At 42.7% G+C, this 20139-nt stretch carries 16 protein-coding genes and 1 pseudogene; 11 read left to right on the plus strand and 6 right to left on the minus strand.

The genetic code is table 11. The annotated features are described in order from the left end of the window. The first annotated feature begins 96 nt into the window (after window positions 1–96). The 3 genes and pseudogenes from ACR5KR_RS16960 to ACR5KR_RS16970 all read left to right on the plus strand — a co-directional run bounded on the left by ACR5KR_RS16960 (window position 97) and on the right by ACR5KR_RS16970 (window position 5103). Window positions 97–2795: pseudogene (locus ACR5KR_RS16960) on the plus strand (HD family phosphohydrolase). 266 nt (window positions 2796–3061) lie between these two features. Further along, window positions 3062–4417 carry a cytochrome P450 gene (locus ACR5KR_RS16965; RefSeq protein ID WP_448267278.1) on the plus strand — a complete coding sequence of 452 codons (1356 nt, stop codon included), beginning with the start codon at window positions 3062–3064 and terminating at the stop codon, window positions 4415–4417. A 110-nt stretch (window positions 4418–4527) separates the two neighbouring features. Continuing rightward, window positions 4528–5103, plus strand: coding sequence for a Uma2 family endonuclease (locus ACR5KR_RS16970; protein WP_448267279.1), 576 nt, complete (start codon window positions 4528–4530; stop codon window positions 5101–5103). 108 nt (window positions 5104–5211) lie between these two features. Here the strand turns inward: ACR5KR_RS16970 and ACR5KR_RS16975 are convergent, their stop codons facing one another. From ACR5KR_RS16975 to ACR5KR_RS16985, 3 genes are all read right to left on the minus strand, one after another. Beyond that, complete coding sequence (locus ACR5KR_RS16975; protein ID WP_445631345.1) at window positions 5212–6447, minus strand: DUF445 domain-containing protein; 1236 nt, start codon at window positions 6445–6447, stop codon at window positions 5212–5214. Between the two features lie 204 nt (window positions 6448–6651). Then, window positions 6652–7356 (minus strand): bifunctional demethylmenaquinone methyltransferase/2-methoxy-6-polyprenyl-1,4-benzoquinol methylase UbiE, encoded by a 705-nt coding sequence (gene ubiE / locus ACR5KR_RS16980; protein ID WP_445631344.1) that lies wholly within the window; start codon window positions 7354–7356, stop codon window positions 6652–6654. A gap of 82 nt (window positions 7357–7438) precedes the next feature. Then, complete coding sequence (locus ACR5KR_RS16985; RefSeq protein WP_448267280.1) at window positions 7439–8383, minus strand: response regulator; 945 nt, start codon at window positions 8381–8383, stop codon at window positions 7439–7441. 305 nt (window positions 8384–8688) lie between these two features. Between ACR5KR_RS16985 and ACR5KR_RS16990 the strand changes: the two genes are divergently transcribed. Both ACR5KR_RS16990 and aqpZ read left to right on the plus strand, forming a co-directional pair. After that, the gene (locus ACR5KR_RS16990) at window positions 8689–9777 is read left to right on the plus strand and encodes a RuBisCO accumulation factor 1 (protein ID WP_448267281.1); all 1089 of its coding nucleotides are present in this window, start codon (window positions 8689–8691) and stop codon (window positions 9775–9777) included. A 612-nt stretch (window positions 9778–10389) separates the two neighbouring features. Then, window positions 10390–11163, plus strand: a complete 774-nt coding sequence (aqpZ, locus tag ACR5KR_RS16995) for an aquaporin Z (RefSeq protein WP_448267282.1) — start codon at window positions 10390–10392, stop codon at window positions 11161–11163. 347 nt (window positions 11164–11510) lie between these two features. Here aqpZ and ACR5KR_RS17000 read toward each other — a convergent pair whose 3' ends face one another. Continuing rightward, a complete protein-coding gene (locus ACR5KR_RS17000; protein WP_448267283.1) occupies window positions 11511–12677 on the minus strand; it encodes an FAD-dependent monooxygenase in 1167 nt (388 codons plus the stop codon). A 116-nt stretch (window positions 12678–12793) separates the two neighbouring features. On the opposite strand from ACR5KR_RS17000, the gene ACR5KR_RS17005 reads away from it, so the two are divergent. Further along, a complete protein-coding gene (locus tag ACR5KR_RS17005) occupies window positions 12794–15253 on the plus strand; it encodes an ATP-dependent helicase (RefSeq protein WP_448267284.1) in 2460 nt (819 codons plus the stop codon). 291 nt (window positions 15254–15544) lie between these two features. Next, complete coding sequence (locus tag ACR5KR_RS17010) at window positions 15545–16267, plus strand: hypothetical protein (RefSeq protein WP_448267285.1); 723 nt, start codon at window positions 15545–15547, stop codon at window positions 16265–16267. A gap of 171 nt (window positions 16268–16438) precedes the next feature. On the opposite strand, the gene ACR5KR_RS17015 is transcribed toward ACR5KR_RS17010, so the two are convergent. Further along, the gene (locus tag ACR5KR_RS17015) at window positions 16439–16978 is read right to left on the minus strand and encodes a GrpB family protein (protein WP_448267286.1); all 540 of its coding nucleotides are present in this window, start codon (window positions 16976–16978) and stop codon (window positions 16439–16441) included. A gap of 115 nt (window positions 16979–17093) precedes the next feature. Here ACR5KR_RS17015 and rpmI point away from each other — a divergent pair, with 115 nt between their 5' ends. The 4 genes from rpmI (at window position 17094) to ACR5KR_RS17035 (ending at window position 19117) form a co-directional block, all read left to right on the plus strand. After that, entirely contained in the window at window positions 17094–17291 is a 198-nt protein-coding gene (gene rpmI / locus ACR5KR_RS17020) for a 50S ribosomal protein L35 (RefSeq protein ID WP_445631336.1), read from the plus strand. Between the two features lie 19 nt (window positions 17292–17310). Next, a complete protein-coding gene (rplT, locus tag ACR5KR_RS17025; protein WP_289795542.1) occupies window positions 17311–17667 on the plus strand; it encodes a 50S ribosomal protein L20 in 357 nt (118 codons plus the stop codon). A gap of 12 nt (window positions 17668–17679) precedes the next feature. Next, window positions 17680–18495 (plus strand): transporter substrate-binding domain-containing protein, encoded by an 816-nt coding sequence (locus tag ACR5KR_RS17030; RefSeq protein WP_448267287.1) that lies wholly within the window; start codon window positions 17680–17682, stop codon window positions 18493–18495. Window positions 18496–18592: 97 nt separating this feature from the next. Beyond that, complete coding sequence (locus ACR5KR_RS17035) at window positions 18593–19117, plus strand: tetratricopeptide repeat protein (RefSeq protein WP_448267288.1); 525 nt, start codon at window positions 18593–18595, stop codon at window positions 19115–19117. Window positions 19118–19307: 190 nt separating this feature from the next. Here ACR5KR_RS17035 and ACR5KR_RS17040 read toward each other — a convergent pair whose 3' ends face one another. Further along, window positions 19308–20114, minus strand: a complete 807-nt coding sequence (locus tag ACR5KR_RS17040; RefSeq protein WP_448267289.1) for a hypothetical protein — start codon at window positions 20112–20114, stop codon at window positions 19308–19310. Window positions 20115–20139: the final 25 nt, after the last annotated feature.

The raw sequence follows: 20139 nt of genomic DNA on the forward strand, positions 1-20139 counted from the left end.
AAAAGCCGCACCATCTAGTTACAACCGTCGCAGATCGAACTTTCCTGATGATTGTCTTTTTTGAACTATCAAAGTCGGCAATTGCAGGTAGAGATAATGAAAATGCATAAATTTTTGCAGTTCTTGAACCAGCAATTGACTCACTGGCGGCGACAGTACAAAACACTACGCCGTAAAGGAAAGTTAATGAGAAGTCCCAAAGGTAAAACCCATAGAAGGAAACTTCTAAGGACTATGCTCAAGAATGTATTTCTGTTTTTATCAAAAACCAATAAGAAAAGCGAACGCCGAAAACAAGAAAGAGCGCTCAGGTCAAAGGCAAAATCTGTCAACATTAAGAGTAGTATTTGTACAGTCGCTTTAGATTGGGCATATAAACAGCGTTACTCGGTGATTTTGGCGATCGCTGTAGTATCCCTCACAGGTATTATTGGTCATAAATTATACAATCAGACTCAACTCCAAGTAGGACATCCTGCACCCCAAACGATTACAGCGCCTTACACAGCTAGCATCGAAGATCAGAAAAAAACTGAAGCCGAGCGCAAAGCCGTCAGCACAAGCTCCTTACAGGTGTTGATGCTTGATGCGCGAGTCAACGAAAAAATCAACGAAAATTTGCAACAACTTCTAGATGATGGCAACGAAATTCGCGCTGTTGCTGGAGCTTTTCCTTTTTTCGATCCTGTAGTTTTATCCATCTCCACCCAACGTTACCTCCGCTCTTGTTCTAAGTCGGAATGGCAAGCAGTGCTATCGGCTGTAGAAAATAGTAAAAATCAGCAGCAGAAGAGAATCGGACAAACCACCCCAGCTGCACCCAATCAGAAACGGCAACCACGCATCACATCCAAATCTGATTCCCAGAGTCTACAAAAGACACAGCCAGTAGATTTTTCTCAAAACACTGATTTTACTCAAGCTGTAGCAGAACTAGAATCTTACCGTCTCACAACTCCTGAGAAAAGCTTGTCCTTAGTGATTGCCGAAATTTCCCAAACACGTCAAAGATACATCCAAGCCACTGCCAAACTTTTAAAGTTAGAGACTGTTACCTCCGAAGCAGTATATGAAGAATCTCTACTGTTAGATTTATCAGATGTGGAATGGGAAAAAACCCAAATAGGAATCCATCAAAGTATAGAGCGGATTCTCACCCAAGGCATTCCACAGGGACTGCCAAAAAATATCTTGCAAGATGCGGTGAGTTTACAATTACAGACCTTTGTACCAGAATCCGCTGAAACTTTGGCAAAGAATCTGTTGTTAGCTGTACTCAAGCCGAATCTGCAAAAGGATGAAGAACAAACCAGACAAAATGCTCAAAAGGCGGCGGCTGGAGTGCCACCCGTGATGGTGAAAGTACGGCAGGGTGAGGTGATTGTCAAAAAAGGAGCGCAGATTACTGCATGGGACTTTGAGGTACTGGAGCATTATCATTTGATTCGTCGGGAGGTAAAGTGGCAGGAATTGGTGAAGTTGGGAGGCGCGATATCGCGATCGCGATTGGCATTTTTGTCTGGGTAGAACGCCATATCGATTACGAATTGCGACAACGCGATCGCCTGTTGGTGTTATTGCTAACTCTGAGTGTGCCAGGAGTAATCGTCATTGGATTGCCCTATACCACCTGGAGCGCCCTTGGTTTATTGTTGGGAAGCTTTTACGGCCCCACTTTGGGGTTGACAGTTGTCGGCCTGCTGTGGCCGATATTAGGCATTAGTTTGGATATGAGCAAGGCTGCGCTTTTAGCTGGGGTTGGGGGAGGAATATTAGGTAGTTACATCGCCCAACGATTGCGATCGCGTGAAGAGTTGGCATTATTAGGCGTTGCGATCGCCTTAACTCAGGGTGGCATTTACCTGTTTGTTAAAATCTTAATTGGTCAAGTATTTGGTTCAACTTGGTATATTGTCTTCCAAGAAGCGGGATTATTTGCTTTATCCGGCTTAGGCTGGAGTGTTATCGCCTTGGGTTTGAGTCCTTATCTAGAAAAAGTTTTTGATTTAGTTACCCCAATTCGTCTAGCAGAACTGGCTAACCCTAATCGCCCTTTATTAAAACGACTCGCTACTGAAACTCCGGGAACTTTCCAACATACCTTACTTGTGGCTACTCTTGCTGAAGCTGCTGCCAAAGAATTAGGATGCAATGTTGAACTAGTCAGGGCTGGTACATTATATCACGATATTGGTAAAATGCACGACCCTCTTGGCTTTATTGAAAATCAAATGGGTGGGCCGAATAAACACGATACAGAGATTAAAGATCCTTGGAAAAGTGCAGAAATTATCAAAAAGCACGTAACTGAAGGGTTGGTAATGGCGCGCAAACACCTTTTACCTACGGCGATTCAAGCTTTTATTCCAGAGCATCAGGGAACGATGCTGATTGCTTATTTCCATCACCAAGCCCAGCAAATGGCTCAGGAAGATCCAAGTTTAACTGTAGACGACGCAGATTTTCGCTACGATGGGCCAATTCCCCAGTCACGGGAAACCGGGATTGTCATGTTAGCAGATTCTTGTGAAGCGGCGCTGCGATCGCTGCAAGCATCGCCTAAATCCGTGGGAGAAAAGCGATCGGTTAAAGATGTCTCCACAGAACAAGCTTTAGCAATGCTCAATAATATCCTGCGTGCCAAGTGGCAAGAAAATCAACTCGTAGATTCAGGACTAACACGGCAAGAAATATCACAAATTGCCCAGATATTTGTGGATGTTTGGGAGCAATTTCATCACAAACGCATTGCTTATCCGAAGTTAAAGGCTAGTAGCACTGGGCGGAATTCGTAATGCGATGTCTATGCCTACGCACATCTGTTAATAATGTTGTTAAGAGGTTTTTTTTTGAGGTGCGATCGTAGTTTCAATTTGTACCATTTAGTCGATATGTCTCAGATTTTGCAGCAGAAGTAGAACTTTCACCTTTTCTAGCAAGTTCAGCCATCCATTTTTTAGTTCCAAATATTCCGTTCATCAAAGCTTCCTCTGGTGGGAACCTAACTGCGCTTTACAATTAAGTAGATACTGTAGCTAATTACTGCTGGAGGTACTCAAATATGCGGCAGCTAAAATCCGCCGAGTCAATGCCTGGTAGCTATGGCTTGCCCATCTTGGGGGAGACTTTAGAAATATTTCGGGATTTAGAACTGTATCTATGGCGAAGATTCCAGCAGCATGGTTCAGTTTTTAAAACGAGCCTCATGGGGCGTAAACGTGCTTATTTAATTGGCCCTGATGCTAATCGGCTGGTGCTGGTGGAACAGGCGGAAAATATGTCGTCGCGGATCGGGTGGTATTTCTTAGAATCAACATTTGGCAACAATATTTTATTACAAGATGGGGAAGAACATCGCCTAACTCGTCGCTTAATGTATCCAGCATTTCACGGCAAAGCGATCGCTACATACTTCGATACTATTCAGAATATTGTGCAAGACTTCCTCAAAGATTGGGGACGGGGAACGATTTCCTTAAATTCTAGTTTCCGTCAGCTTACCCTAATGGTTGCGACTCGCCTGTTTTTGGGAAGTCAGAACAAGAGCGAAGTTGAGCAAACCAGTCAGTGGTTTACACAACTGCTAGAGAGCAGTATGACGATATTCAAATTGAATTTCCCTTTTACTTTATATGGTCGCGGTCAAAATGCTAGGGGTAAGTTAGTAGCTTTCTTGCGTCAAGAAATCGCACAGCGTATTGAGCAAGGTAACTTAGAAGAATCAAAAGATGTTTTGGGATTACTGCTAGCAGCTGTTGATGAAGACGGCAATAAGTTGAGCGAAGCACAGATTATCAACGAGGCACTATTATTACTATTTGCTGGACATGAGACAACAGCCTCATTGCTGACTTGGGTAATATTTGAATTAGGTAATCACCCAGAATGGCGAGAGCGACTGCGTAAAGAACAATTAGCAGTTGTGGGAAATAATGCTCTTAACCTGTCCCATCTCAAACAACTTCCAGATTTAACCAACGTTTTAAAAGAAGCAGAAAGGCTCTATCCGCCAGTGTATGCCTATAATCGTGGCGTCCTTAAAGATATTGAGTATGCAGGTTATCGCATCCCAGCAGGTTGGTTTGTGACTATCTCGCCGATGCTGACTCACCGTTTACCAGAACTGTACACCGATCCCGATCGCTTCGACCCCGATCGCTTTGCACCACCTCGTGAAGAAGATAAGAAACATCCTTTAGCACTAATGGGTTTTGGTCATGGTTCTCACAGATGTTTAGGTATGGAATTTGCCCAGATGGAAATGAAAATTGTGCTTTCCACATTGCTTCGCCATTACGACTGGACAGTAAAACCGGATTATTCTGCGATCGCTCCAGTTCGTCAGCCTTCTAAAGTTAAAGATACTCTACAAGCATATATTGAGCCTTTGGTGATAAAGCATCCCTTAAAGAGTTAAATTTCTACATGACTGAAAATAGCTGTCTAGTAAGCATGGTAATTATTAGATGGTAAACCTAGTATGTCAACCAAGTGCTACGCTACAGTTAGCAAGCTTGAGAGGCAACTATGACTGCCCTGATTCTGAACCTCAGCCCCACCATTGAACTAACAGATGAGCAGTTCTTCCAACTGTGTCAGAATAATCGAGATTTGCGACTTGAGCGCACAGCAGAAGGAGAATTAATTATCATGCCACCAACTGGATGGGAAAGTGGAAATCGAAATAGCAGACTGACACAGCGCTTAGGTAATTGGGCTGACGCTGATGGCACAGGTTTGACTTTTGATTCTTCAACGGGTTTTAAACTCCCCAATGGCGCAAATCGCTCTCCAGATGCATCTTGGGTCAGCCGAGAGCGATTAGAAGCCCTGAATCCAGACCCCGACAAATTTCTACCACTCGCTCCAGATTTTGCGGTAGAATTACGCTCTGCTTCAGACAGCTTAAAGACAGTGCAACAAAAAATGCAGGAGTACATTGACAACGGTGTGCGTTTAGGATGGCTGATCGATCCGCAAAACCAACAGGTGGAAATTTACCGTCCAGGACAGGAAGTTGAGATTTTGCGATCGCCTACTAGCTTATCAGGAGAGGATGTATTACCTGGATTGGTGCTGGATTTAGCACAGATTTTGAGTTAGGCGATCGCTTTTTACTCACATCTCTTCTCAAAAGGCGATTGCTCAATTTCACTCATTTCAAAATCGGCAGAACTTGCAACTCTAATGTAATACAAATTTACAGAAAAATTAATATTGACTTAATACTAAAAACACTGATTGCAATAACCCCACAACCAAACCCAAAATACCACCTAAAGTCACAATTGCTTGCAATTCATTTTTGACAATTCCCTCAATTGCAGCTTCTAAATCAGCAGGTGAAGTTGATTTTACACGATCGACTATCACTTGATCTATTGACAAAATCGGAATTGCTTGCGCCACAATTGCTTCTAAATCTTTTTCCAAATACTTCTCTAAAATTAAAGCCAATTCTTGACTCATGACTTCTAAAGAAGTACTGACAACTGGTGAAGTACTAACACGATTCAGCAGGACTACAGCAATATTTTCCCAATCAACAGAATCAGTTAATCCTTGTAAAAAATCGCTGCCACTATTTTGCAGGTAATGGCGGACACTTTCGCGGGTGGTTTTTCGGAGTTGACGAACCGTACCCATTGGCAAGTTTTGTAATGATAAATTTTGCAGTAATTTCCGAATGCGATCGCGCATTTGCAAATCTTGAGTCAATTCCTGCAAGCGAGTATTAGCAACCTCTTTTTCATCCAAACAAAAAGTTCGTAGCCGTGTAAGAGTATTACGTAAGCCAAACAAATTTGCTACTACCCAATAAGTTCCACTGGTTTTTTCGCGGAAGCCTTCATCGATAATTTGAATTGTGCGATCGGTCAAAAAATCAACTATCGTTTGGCGTAAAAGATCCGGCGGTAAAACTACTTGCAACAACCAATCAGCAAGCCGTGTAGCTTGTTCTTCACTCAGTTGAAATTCCAGCAATATCTGGTCAAAAATTTGATTTATCTGCGCTTCTAAAAAATCTTCACGCCGCGCTAAAACCTTAAGCAATCGTGGCAAAGATTCCCCTAGTAAATCCCGCAAAATTCCCGCTACAATTTTGGCACTTTTCTCGTTTTTATCTGTTTTGATTTGTTCAATTGCTAATCGCAACAACCAAAGAATCGCTGATTGCACGCGTTCTGTTTGCAACAAACGCCGCGCCAGATTTTGCAATTCTTGCGGTGTCAAAAGTGACCCCATGATTGTTTTAGAAATGTTCAAAGCCAAACGTTCCTGGTTGCGGGGAATCAATCCAGGGGTGAAGGGTACTCTTCGTCCAGCAATATAAATTGCTTGGTAAGGACGGAACAACATTTTAATGGCTATATCATTTGTGAAATAGCCAATAATTCCACCCAGTACCGGGGGAGACACATAAAGCCAAAGATGAGACCAGTCCAAGGGAAGAATTAAAAAAGTTAAGAGTTAGGAGAGACGCGATTAACCCTTGTCTGTACAAGAGTCAGGAGTTAAAAGTTAGGAGTTAAGAGTTAGGAGTTAGGAGTTAACAGTAGAGACGCGATTAACCCTTGTCTTTAGAAGAGTTAGGAGTTAGAAATGATAAATTTTAAATGAGAATTTATCACTACTGATAATTCATAACTTTTAACTAATAACTCCTAACTTACTAAGCACTAGCACTCCCATCATACCGTTCGCAATGGGGTAGTGTGTGGCAACTGCAAAACCAACTTGATGAGCTAACTCTATCTGCTCTTTACCGATGGGAAAGCGATCTAAGCTGGGACTGATGTAAGCATATTCTTCTTTTAAGCCTAAATAATTGGCAACTGGTACCACAAAATTGTCCAAATACCACTGTTGAAAGGCGCGTAGCTGAGGATTACTCGGTCGATGAAAGTCTAAAATTGCGGCTTTAGCTCCCGGTTTCAAAACACGGTATAACTCTTGGAGACTGCGGGGAATATCTTTAACATTTCTTAAACCATAGCCCATTGTTGCAGCATCAAATTGGTTGTCGTCAAAGGGTAAATTCAGGACATCAGCTTCTACCCAGGTGATAGCAGGTTGCGGGTACTGCCAATAGGAGCGTTCTTTAGCTTTTTCTAGCAGGTTTTGGGAAAAATCCACTCCATACACCTGTCCTGTTGCTCCGATACGCCGTGCTAAACGTAAAGCTAAATCACCACTACCGCAACACAAATCTAATGCAGTATCTCCTGGTTTAACTGCACTCCATTTTACTGCCATTTCCTTCCAGATTCGATGCTGTCCCAGACTCAACCAATCGTTCAACTGGTCATAAACTGGAGCAATACGGTTAAAAATGGACTGAATTTCGTTAGTCATTGGTCAATAAGTCATTGATCGTTAGTCATTCGTCATTTGCCAAAGATAAAGGACAAATGACTAATGACAACTACACAATACCTTAATGGGCGTGACTACTAGTCAGAGCGATCGCTACCAGTTGTGCTGATAAATTAATTAGCACCAATTCATCTTCTCGCAAAGTGCAAGGTTGTTTCCACTGTAGCGACAATACACCCAAAAGTTGATTGCGGTAGCTAATTGGGATGACTAAGTGTGCTTGCACGCCCGTATTTTGGTAGTGAATTGCATCAACTAATTTAGTGTCTTTAAGTACATTTAAGGAAACTTGCATTTGTCCTGTAGCGATCGCTTCCTTGGTTAGTGGGTCAAGAGATAGCCAATTTTCTATTGTACCTGTATAGCTGTAAGTTCCTTGAGTTGCAACCAGAGTATTTCCATCTGTAAGTTGTAAAATACAGCCGTCTGCCCCAAAAGTTTCACTCACAGCCCTAGCAATGGGAGCGAGAGTTTCTTCTAAGCTAGAAGCGGCTTGAGTTACCTGTACCAAAACACTCAGCAACGCCATTTGAGCATGAGCGCGGCGTAATTCTTCTGTACGTTGCTTAAGCAAGTCGTAGGTTTCGGCTGCTCTTTGCACCACTGCCTTCAGTTCCCCTGGGTCCCAAGGCTTGGTAATATATTTGTAGACTTGTCCAGCATTAATTGCTTCTACCAAGTCTTCTATATCAGTAAATCCAGTGAGAATTATTCTTACTGTATCGGGAAACTGAGGTACAGTTTTGCTGAGAAATTCAGTCCCTTTCATTTCTGGCATCCGTTGATCGGAGATAATCACCGCTACCTCCCCTTCTGCTGCCAAAACTTGTAGAGCATTCACCCCACTATCAGCTTTTAGAACATTAAAGTCACGTCGAAATGTGCGATAAAGTAAATCGAGATTATCTGGCTCATCGTCAACTACCAGTATTTTCAGCTTTTTTGGTCGTTCGAGAGTCATAACTTGAGATTGGACTTTATCAATTTCGAGATTGGGTTTATCCATAAGATTTTCCTTTAAATATTCACTCTCTTGTTATATTCCATACCAAGTTTAGTTGAGAATAGCCGAAGATCGCCAAGGGTTTATACGGAGTTATTTTGCATATTTGAGAACGCTAATAGTGAGCGCTACAGAGGAAATTTATCTGCCCAAATATCTGAAAAAATGTTCCACTAGAAAAACTAACTAAATCAGCAAAACTATGGCAGTTTTGATTGTGGATGAGGTGTAGGTCTGGGTATAGATTAGAATAATACTTGCTCATGAGGTGTTAATTAACCTCTCAAGTTGAAGCTTGCACTCCGATTATGACTGATCTACCACCCAACACTCAGAATCCCGAAGATAATGCTAACAATGATTTAGCACAAGAGTTACTGCGAAGACTGAGGCAAAAACAAGGCAACTGGGTGGAATGGGGAGCCGCGATCGCCTCGTTGCTAAAAATCGGTTACAACCCCCAAGAAATTTTTGAGGCGACTGGATTTGAGCCGATTCAACAAAACCAAGTGGTTGTTGGTTCTCAAGTTTACAATTCTTTGGAAAAGTTTGGAGTATCGCAAGAAACGCGATCGCACTATACTACACGTGGCAGCGATGTTTTATACGAGCTACGTTTACTTACTCAAGAAGAACGCGCCGCCGCTGCCGAACTGATATTTGCCCACAATGTTGATGCTGATGAGGCACGGGATATAGCAAAAGCAATTAAAGAGTTTTCCTATTTTCGCACTTTGCCAGAAGGGTTTTCTGCTCATCCTGGAGATGCGGTTGCTCACCAAGTTTGGAAACTAGCACGCCAAAATGCAGATTTACAACAGCGATCGCGCCTAATTGCCAAAGGTTTGCGTTTTGCTCATACGCCAGGTGCAAGGCAAAAAATCGAACAACTACTGACTGATTTTACTACTGTTCCTCAGCGTCCAGCGCCGATTTTACCGTTTTACCGCCTGGAATTTGAAGAACAGTTACCCCGAATCTTGCCTGTAGTAGGAGAGTTGCCATTATCACGCCAAGACTTGCAAGCTGTGCCCATAGTGACAGAAATTGAACCTTTTCGGATGGTCAAGTTTTCTGGAGAGCAAGCTTGGGTACCTTTACCTGGTTGGCAAGTACTATTGGCGGCAGAAGATCCAGTAGTGATTTTAGCAAATAGCGATCGCTTCCCCATCCAAACCCAAAGCCAAACAGAGCCAGTCTTAGTTGTCATAGATCGTGCCCAACGAGAATGGGATGCCTCCAGCTATTTTGTCGTTGAAAATGGTGGTGAATTAGATTTTCAATGGTTTGAAACTGAGCCAGAAATTCCTCTACTAGGACAAATTACGATCATTGTGCGTCCTAAGAGAATTCTGGATGAAGAATTAACTAAGGATTCATGGCAGATTGACGAATAAATTCAATTTTTGACGAGCTAACTGCGTAACACTCCTACGCCTGAAGGTGTGGGAGTGTTGGACATGAAACCAACTAAAGCAAAAATCTCAACACGGTTGAGTTAATGAAAATCGGAGGTTGGTTGAAGAACTAAACCCAACATTTTTGGCCATTTGTTGGGTTTGTCTTGATACCATTACTAGATAAGCAAGCTACGCAGTTTACGGTTTTTGAAGCTAAGACCAACCGGATTGCAACAACTATATTATAGCGGTTATCGATTTGATAAGAATACCAAAGCCCTTACTGTAAAATCATTTCAGGAAAATTTTTGTATTTCACTCAACTGCATACCGCTATATGAGATGAAAATTATTAAAAGATTAAGTATTTTTTTGGTTATTTGAAATTTTACTGTATTTTCATATTTTATCACGATAATTAACTATTGAGAAAAAAATTCCGATTTTTTTCAATTTAGTTTCATCACAAAATAAAGGCAATAGATTTTCTGTTGACAGCTTAGTTTCATCACAAAATAAAGGCAATAGATTTTCTGTTGACAGCAATGACTTAAAGATTGTGTAACGTAACTATTACTCATTTGTAGCGGAACAAGGAATTTTCCAAAAATGTCTCTCACAAAACGTTGTTTGGCAGAATTTATCGGCACATTTTGGCTTGTTTTAGGTGGCTGTGGTAGTGCTGTTCTAGCCGCAGCCTACACAGCAGATGCTGCAAAAATCAGCGAGAATACTTCTTTTCCATTGGGGATTGGATTAGTAGGTGTATCTTTGGCATTCGGGCTTACTGTCCTCACAGGGGCTTATGCTCTCGGTCATATTTCTGGTGGTCATTTCAATCCAGCTGTTTCCTTTGGACTGTGGGCAGGTAAACGCTTTCCGGGATCTGACTTACTACCCTATATCGTCTCTCAAGTAATCGGTGCAGTTTTTGGTGCGGGCATTATCTACCTGATTGCTAGCGGCAAAGCTGGATTTACCTTAACTGGCTCCAACCCCTTGGCTACCAACGGTTACGGTACTCATTCCCCAGGTAGTTACACGCTGTTTGCTTGTTTGATTACTGAAGTTGTGATGACTTTCATGTTTCTACTGATTATTCTGGGTGTGACTGATAGCCGCGCTCCTAAAGGATTTGCACCCCTAGCAATTGGTTTTGGACTCACCTTAATTCACCTAATTAGCATTCCTGTAACCAATACCTCGGTTAATCCTGCCCGTAGTACGGGAGTTGCTCTATTTGCAGGTGTAGAACTTTTTTCGCAAGTCTGGCTGTTCTGGATAGCTCCGATCTTGGGGGCTATTTTAGCAGGATGGTTGTATGTAGCCATCTTTAGTGAATCAACCGTAGGTGAACGGCAAAACGTCAAAGAGCTAGTCTAAAAGTCATTTTCAACTGTACGATCTGGCGCGATATTTCTGGTTTTACAGCAGCCGATCAAAACCACAGCCTGCGGTAGGCATCGCTTGAGATTTCATTTTTAGACTTCTTAACAATCCCCTCACTGAACAAATTAGCCAAGCGTTATTTGTTCAGTCAGGGGATTAAGAGAATGTTCAATTGCTCGCCCAGAAATTGCTTTTTAATGCCAGGATATTCTTGTGTTTTCCCACTTACAAAGACACTAATTAGTTTTGTGTGTCGCCTGAACCGGAAGAATGACCGTAGTCAGGCGCGATCGCTAGCCAATTATTCTTGCTCATAACCAACTTTAAGAACCAATATAAAATCAGTATTTATCGAGTTTCAAGCTAACTCTGTAAGCATGAATAGCTCTATAGTCATTGTCAAACTGTTGTGACAACAACTTCATTAATGTATTTCTTACTGCCACAACAACAGGATTCTCTAATTGAGCAACTTTTCCTATTAGTAAAGATTGTTCAACAATCTTTTTGGTGCGAACCAGCCGCCGTGATTCGTATTGGCGCAAAGCTGCTGCGGGGTCTGAATGTTCTAGCAAACACTGGGTAACGACCAGCGCATCTTCAATTGCCATGCACGCCCCTTGTCCCATCGTTGGTAGAGTTGGGTGTGCGGCATCACCAAGTAACGTGATGTTTGAAAAGCTCCATTTGGCAATCGGTACACGGTCATAGAGATCGGTCTTCAAAATACTGGTTTCATCAGTTGCAGCAATGAGTTCAGGAATGGGGGTAGGCCAATCTTGAAACATTTCCTGAAGTTCTTGCTTGCGACCAACAGGTGCGTCGGATTGTCCTTCTGCGGCTTTGGATGCTACATACCAATACATTCGCCCTTTACCAATCGTCACAAATCCGAAGGCTTTGCCGGAACCCAGAAATTCACAAATGTATCCAGGTTTATAAGTGTTAGGTATGTAATTCGTCAGCCCTCGGTACGATGTCATCCCACGATAAATCGGTTTTACTTGACCAAACAGTTGCGATCGCACCTTTGATCTGAGTCCATCAGCTCCAATCAACACATCGCCTTCATCTGCTAAACCAGCAGTAAAATAGGCACGAACTTTGTTTCCAACTAGCTCGAAACGCTCAAATGTCTGACCCAAAACAAAATGCTCACTCGACAGTTTCCGCCAGAGCAGCGAGAGCAAATCAGCACGATGGATGGCTAAGGCTGGCACTTCAAAATGATTGATGCAGAGGTTCATTAATTCTTTGCCCATCTGGGAGAAGAACTGATAATTGGTAATTGGATTGCTCTGGCGTAACACATCGTCCAACACGCCTAACTCCTTTAGGACATGGGTAGCGTTTGCCCAAAGCGCGACTCCTGCCCCAACTTCGCGTAATGTTGCCGTGCGCTCGTAAACAATGGGTTCAAATCCAGCCCGGTAAAGAGCAAGCGCAGTTGCAGTGCCACCGATGCCGCCGCCAATCAAAATAATTTTCTTTGTTGTTAGTATCTTCATATAGCTATTAGCTAATTGGTTTGCAATTAAATATTTGTCACTACAGATAAACAACAATGATTTTTGATATCTGCGGTTTTGGATTAAATCTTAAATTTAAAATATAAAATTTTATAATGTCAGACACTAATTTTACTGCTGCTTTACCTCCAGAATCACTCCACCCAGAATTGTCTGGGCTTTTGCCTGTGTCATCCCTACGGGCAGAAGCCATAGCACGCATCCGCAACAGTCTCCGCCCTGGACAGCAGCAAATGGCTGATTGGCAATCTGGCCCTTTGGCGATTTCAGCCGTTCCTGGTGCAGGTAAATCTACTGGAATGGCGGCGGCGGCGGCGATCGCGATCGCTCGTCAATATGAGCGTTCATCCTCCCGCCGTCAGTTGGTAGTCGTTACTTTTACTCGCTCCGCTGCTGCCAATATTAAAGCGAAGATTCGTAAATTTTTACGAGATGATTTATCTCTACCTCAAACAGGATTTTTTGTCTATACCCTACACGGTCTAGCGTTGAACATTGCCAACCGCCATTCTGATTTGTCAGGTTTAGAGTTAGAAAATGTCATATTAATTACACCCACCCAAAGTCACCGCTTGATCAGAACTGCTGTAGAACAATGGATTGTAAATAATCCAGATGTATATTTGCGGTTATTGGAAGGTCATCAATTTGATGGAGAAGAGACAGAAAGGTTGCGTCGTCAATCGGTATTGCGAACAGAAGTATTACCAGAATTGGCTAATACGGTAATTCATGAAGCAAAAAGTTCTGGAATATCGCCAGAATTGTTGCGGGAGTGGAGTAAGCAAACCACAGATGAATATGCAATTTTGAGTGTAGCGGCGGGATTGTACGAGCAATATCAAAACTTGATGCGATCGCGTGATTTTATCGATTACGACGATATGATTTTAGCCGCACTGCGCGTTTTAGAAAACGACAGCGCCCGCCGCATCGAGCAAAACCAAATATTCGCCGTCTTTGAAGACGAAGCCCAAGATTCTAGCCCTCTTCAGACGCAGCTATTAGAAATTTTGGCAAGTAATGGGGGAGAGGAGGCAGGGGGCAGGGGGCAGGGGGCAGGGGGCAGGGAGAGAATAATAACTCCTCAATCATCAGTCATCAGTCATCAGTCAACACTCAATCTAGTGCGAGTTGGCGACCCTAACCAGGCGATTAACTCTACCTTTACTCCAGCCGATCCGATTTATTTCCGGCAATTTTGCGAAGAGTGCGATCGCATCGAACGATTGGCAACGATGGATCGAGCTGGTCGCAGTACTAGAATTATCATTGAAGCCGCTAACTTTGCCCTCAAATGGATCAATAATCAGTGGTTAGCAACAACCAAAAATAACAACAAACAACAGATTCCTGACAACCGACAAGTACCATTTCGCTTGCAGACAATTCGCCCTGTGGAAGTTGGCGATCCGCAAGCTAACGCCAACCCCGCACCCGTAGGACGAGGATTAGAACTTTATACCCCGCGTGATATTCATCACACCGTTGAATTGTTATCTCAAAGAGTAATTGAGTTATTTGGTGAAGATCCAACAAAAAATAGTGCCGCGATTTTAGTCCGAGAAAATCGTCAAGGACGCTGGTTAGCAGAAGCTTTGACACCTCTGTGCAAAGAGCATAAAATTACACTTTACGATGTGGGAGAACGCGATCGCCGTTCCCATGTTCCTCAAGAGATTTTGGCATTATTGCAATTTTGCGATCGCCCCCACTCCCCCGATTACCTCAAAGCAGCCCTAGAAGCATTAGTACAGCGCCAATTAATTCCTACCCAAGACCTCAACGCCCTTGCTAGTTTGCCAGAAGAGTTTTTGTATCCTGGCCCCCTAGCAGCACCCCAGCCAGAAACAGTACAAAAAGCTGCCCGCTTGTGTCGCAGCTTGCTCCGCGCTCGTTTGGAATTGCCTCTTTACCAGCTAATTTCCTTTCTCGCCTTGACTTTAAATTATGACCAAGCAGAATTGGCAACTGCTGATAAACTCGCAGAACGGGTAAACCAGCAGATAGCTGGCAATAGTTCGATGGGAGGAATGCTGTCAGCTTTAAGTGAAATTGTTAGTTCCGAACGGTTTGAACCAGTGGAAACCGAGGATTCGGAAGAACGTTATACCCGTCGCGGTCAACTGACAATTATCACTATGCATAAAGCTAAAGGGCTAGATTGGGACTATGTGTTTCTTCCCTTTCTCCACGAAAACTTGATTCCTGGCAGATTTTGGGTTCCTCCCCAAAGCCAATTTTTAGGCGACTTTACTTTATCAGAAGTAGCTCGCGCCCAAATTCGCGCTACTCTCCACGAAGAATCCATCATACCGGATGTTAGTCAAGCATGGGAGGTGGCAAAAAATTTGAAAACATCTGAAGAGTATCGTTTACTCTATGTGGCCATGACACGAGCAAAGCTTTTGTTGTGGATGTCTGCGGCGCAGAAAGCCCCTTTTACTTGGAGTAAACCAGACAATTTACAAGAACAAGCACCTTGTCCGGTGTTTCCAGCATTAAAACGTCAATTTCCTGAATGTGTGGTGAATTTAGCGGCAATGAGCAAATAAGTATATCTGTTCACGTGAAAGTCGCACACTGAGCAAATATCCCGCCCAGAACTAAAGTTCCGGGCTGATAGCTAAAGTCCACTCAAGTGGACTGAACTAAATTTCTTCTTTAGTCCTCTAAAAGAAGCCTTTCGTTACGAGACTCGGAATTTATTCCGAGGCGGGATAGATAGCCAACCACTTTTCAAACAACCTCTTATAAGGAAACTGAATTAAGAGTGCAACGTCAAACAAACTATGATTGCAATTGCAATATTATCTGTTCAATTTTTAACAATCAATACATAATATATGAAATCCATCATCCAAGCATCTGCCGTAATTAAAAGTACCTTCCAGTCACCCAGAGGAATTTTCTTGACGCTAGTGTTGACAAGCTTGCTATCTTGTGGATTCGGAGTCATTGAAAACAATTCTGCTGGGGCTATTCCTTACCCAGACGGCACTCAAATATCCCAATCCCAAGCAAACGAGTTACCAAAAACCATCGCTAATAAAATTTTAGGAGATGCATCTTTCCGTTCCGGTGTACGTAAACGGGAATTAGAGATTACCCAAGTCACATCGAAAACCTTTGGTAATCCCTGTGAGTTTAAATTTGGAGAAGTTTGTACTAGGGAATACAATCCCATTGAAGGCTGGGAAGTAGTTGTCAAAGTCCGCCAAGATTCGTGGACTTACCATGTAGATAAATCTGGAAAGCAAAGAATATTAGATCCGAAAGTGAGTACTTCACAAACATTGCCCAAGGCGATCGCAGATGCAATTTTGAACGATGCCTCAAGCCGTTCTGGGGTGGAAATTACTGATGTAAAAATTACTCAAGCTACACCAAAAACCTTTGGAAATCTCTGCCAATTCAACTTTGGCGAAGTCTGCACCCAGCAGTACGACCCCGTGGAAGGTTGGGAAGTAATTGTCAAGGTTAAAGGGCAATCTTGGATTTACCATGTGAATAAATCCACTTCGCAAATAATTTTAGATCCCAAAGCTAACGCTGCTGAAAAAAGTTAAATAATCAATAGACCTCTTGCACGAATGCAAAACTTGCCCACCCTGCGGAAAGCGGAGCTACATCCCCCAACCCTTTCTCCCAATTTTGGGAGAAGGGGAGTCAATTTTAAAGTCCCTTTCCCAAGCTTGGGAGAGGGATTTAGGGTGAGGGTAAGGATTCATGCAAGAAGTCTAATGGCTTTGACTTTTCCCCATCTCCTTACACCGTGCTTTGACCATCACAGCACGGATATAGTCATTTTTACCATTGGTATAAGCTTCGCGATCGCTCCGAAAACTTGTAGCCAAGTCGCGTTTTAGAACTTCGTAGCGTTTCGCCTCTTCAGGATGCTTTCTCAAATAGTCGCAAAATAGCTTGCGCTCCCAAAATTCGCTGTCAATTTCGACTATGTGAATATGATGAGTACGTTGCTTTCCGTATGGTGGCATTCCTTTGACAAAAAACATTCGTCCAGGACGTGGGTCTTCATACCAATAAACGTATCCCAAAGATTCTAAAGCCAAAATAGCAGATTTTGCATCTACTAAGGAACGCACTCCCACCATGATGTCAATAACTGGTTTGGCTGCCATTCCTGGTACTGCGGTACTACCAATATGTTCAATTTCTACAACTAAGTCATTGCCTAATGCCTGCCAAATTCGTTCGGCTTCTTCTGTAAACAAAGTCGCCCAACGTGGGTCATATTCAACTATATTGACCTCATCCATAGGTGAAATTAATTCGATCTAGAGCGATCGCCGTTGCTTAAATCCTTTATTTAATTGCAGTTATAGCAATTTTAATAGTATATAATAATGGATCGTGTCGAATCAAAGCTAGACCATGCCTAAACTAAAGACTCGTAAAGCCGCGGCAAAACGATTCCGTGCCACCGGTAGCGGCAAAATCGTCCGTCGCAAAGCTTTCAAAAGCCACCTTTTAGAACACAAATCTTCTGACAAAAAACGTGATATGCGTAAGAGTGCGCTTGTACACGAACGCGATGAACTTAACGTGCGCTTGATGCTCCCATATTTGTAAGTATTTTAGGAAATAAATTATGACTCGGGTAAAACGCGGTAATGTAGCTCGCAAACGCCGCAATAAAATTCTCAAACTAGCTAAAGGTTTTCGCGGTTCCCATTCAACTCTGTTTAGAACTGCCAACCAACAAGTGATGAAGGCGCTACGGAGTGCCTACCGCGATCGCAAAAAGAAAAAGCGCGATTTTCGTCGCCTTTGGATTACCCGCATCAACGCTGCTTCGAGGCAACACGGCTTGAGTTACAGCCAGTTGATCGGTAACTTGAAAAAAGCTGATATCCAACTAAATCGTAAGATGTTGGCGCAATTGGCAGTCCTCGATCCAGCTAGTTTCGGCAAAGTTGCTGAATTGGCACTTCAAGCTAAAGGATAAAGGTGGTGAGGGATGTATAACAGATGTAACAGACGGCAAGCAATTACTCGGTTACATCTGGTATTATCCGCCACTATCTTTTGGATTTTTTGCTTTTCTCTAGTAGGGACGGGATTAACTGCATCTGCTGCCGAAATGTCAGAAATTCAGCAGCGGGGCTATTTAAATGTTGCCGTGAAAGATAACTTGCGTCCCTTAGGATTTAAAGATGACAACGGAAATTTGCAAGGCTTAGAAATTGACTTAGCCAAGCGTTTGGCATCTGACTTGGTTGGTAAAGCCGAAGCTGTAAAATTTCAACCTGTAGCGAATCGCGATCGCCTGTCTGTAGTTTTAGACAAGAAAGTTGATTTTGCGATCGCTAGAGTCACAGCAACCGAATCTCGCAGCCGCATAGTTAGTTTCAGTGTTCCGTACTATTTAGATGGCACTAGACTAGTTACAAAAAATACCTCAATTCAGCAGTTGAGCGATCTATCAAAACAAAAGATTGCCGTACTCAATAACTCCAGCACTATTGCTCAAGTGCGGTACTATGTGCCAAATGCCGAGTTAGTAGGAGTGAATTCATATATAGAAGCGCGAGAGCAAATAGAAAATAATGCCGCCGCCGCCTTCGCCGCAGATGCTAGTGTTCTAAGCGGTTGGGTGCAACAATATCCTCAATATCGGTTACTGCCAACTAAGTTATCAACTGAACCCTTATGTGTAGTAATGCCCAAAGGATTGCAGTACGATGAGTTTAGACGAAATGTGAATCAAGCGATCGCTCGTTATTTAGAAAAAGGTTGGCTCCAGCAACGCTCTCAATATTGGGGTTTACCGTAAATTGGTCATTAGTCATTGGTCATTGGTCATTAACAAATAACCAAGGACAAAGGACAAAGGACAAATAACAAACTTTATAATATTTGTATTTGCAGTAATGGATAACAGTCTAGCCGTTGTTTATCTCTCAATTTTGGTGGTTACACTCACAATTGCAGCCGTGGGTGTTTTTCGCCAGATTTTCAAAACTCGCAAGGTTGAAGGCTCTTTTGCAAGATTGCGAAAGAAGTTAGAGAAAGAAAAGGGTACGACTCAAGAATATTATGAGTTAGCCAGTATTTATTCAGAAAAAAAAATGTATTCTCCAGCGATCGCGCTATTTCAAAAAGCTCTCAAAGCTGCCCAAGAAGAGGGAGAAGAAAATATCGCCCCCATCTATAACGGGCTGGGCTATGTTTATTTCACCCAAGAGCAATATGACTTAGCAATTCGTCAGTACAAAGAAGCCCTAAAAGCTAAACCAGACTACGTAACAGGATTGAATAATCTCGGTCATGCCTACGAAAAGAAAAAATTAACTACTCAGGCGTTACAAAGTTACGAAGAAGCACTTAAATTTGCTCCAAATAACTCTATTGCTAAACGTCGTGCTGAATCTTTACGCCGTTTGGTTTCTGCTTAATTGCTGAAGCGTCAAATAATTTTTGATTTGGGATTTTGGATTTTAGATTGAGCGACGCGAGATCGGGGGCTTTCAGGGCGTATTGCAATACGCCCCTACAAATGTACAAATAATTTTGGATAATTTATTTGGTTCTTCAGTACCTGTTGTGCCAAACTATTGCATTTTTATACATTTATTCCATAGCAGATCAATTTCCAAATCTGAAGTAATCGACCCTAGCTAAATCAGGTACAGAAGTGACTTCCTGCCTACGCCCATCTTCGTCATAACCAAAAACTAAAGTGAAGCCTGGATTTTGAACTCGATAGCGGCCACACCTCAGAAAGTATTCTCCTAGTAAATACCTGGAGTCAATGGCAGGATCGAACGCATCATAATCAAACATAAACTGACATATAAAATGCCAAATATTGCCAATCTCTTCGGCTGTTACTTGGCGACGACGCGACCAGAAGTATGCTGTTGGTTGGGCTTCGGAGTCCTCGTCATCATCGAGATCGTCTGGGTACGGCAATAGATATCGCTGCGATTGAATCCCATATTCATTAGAATCATCACTTAACTTACCATCTACCCCCCTAAAGTATTCAACCAATTCTCCACCTTCAAACAAGTCATAACCGTCTTCGCCTCCACCGTCGCTTACAAGTAGCCTGATAACTGTTTGTCCTAATTGTTTTGAAAGTTGAGCTAACTCGCTTGATTCCAAAATTGATGGATGAGACAGTAGGCTTAGGCCAGAAATCATAATCGACCAAGGGTGTCCAACTAGTTGATACGCGAACACACAAGTGCCTGAAACTTCGATTTCCGCTCCCATCACATTGCGTTGAGATTCGATCGCTTTCTCGGCAAGGGCATCAGATAGCTGATTTAATGGTACTTTCACGAGTACAACGGCAGCATTTCGATCGATCGACTGAATACCCCGCCTTTGAGACCAAGAGCGTGTAAAACGCTCTGCTGCCTCACGTATGAATTGATCGTCATCCATATTACTGTTCTTCACTGATGTCGAT

The organism is Nostoc sp. DSM 114159 (assembly GCF_053470285.1).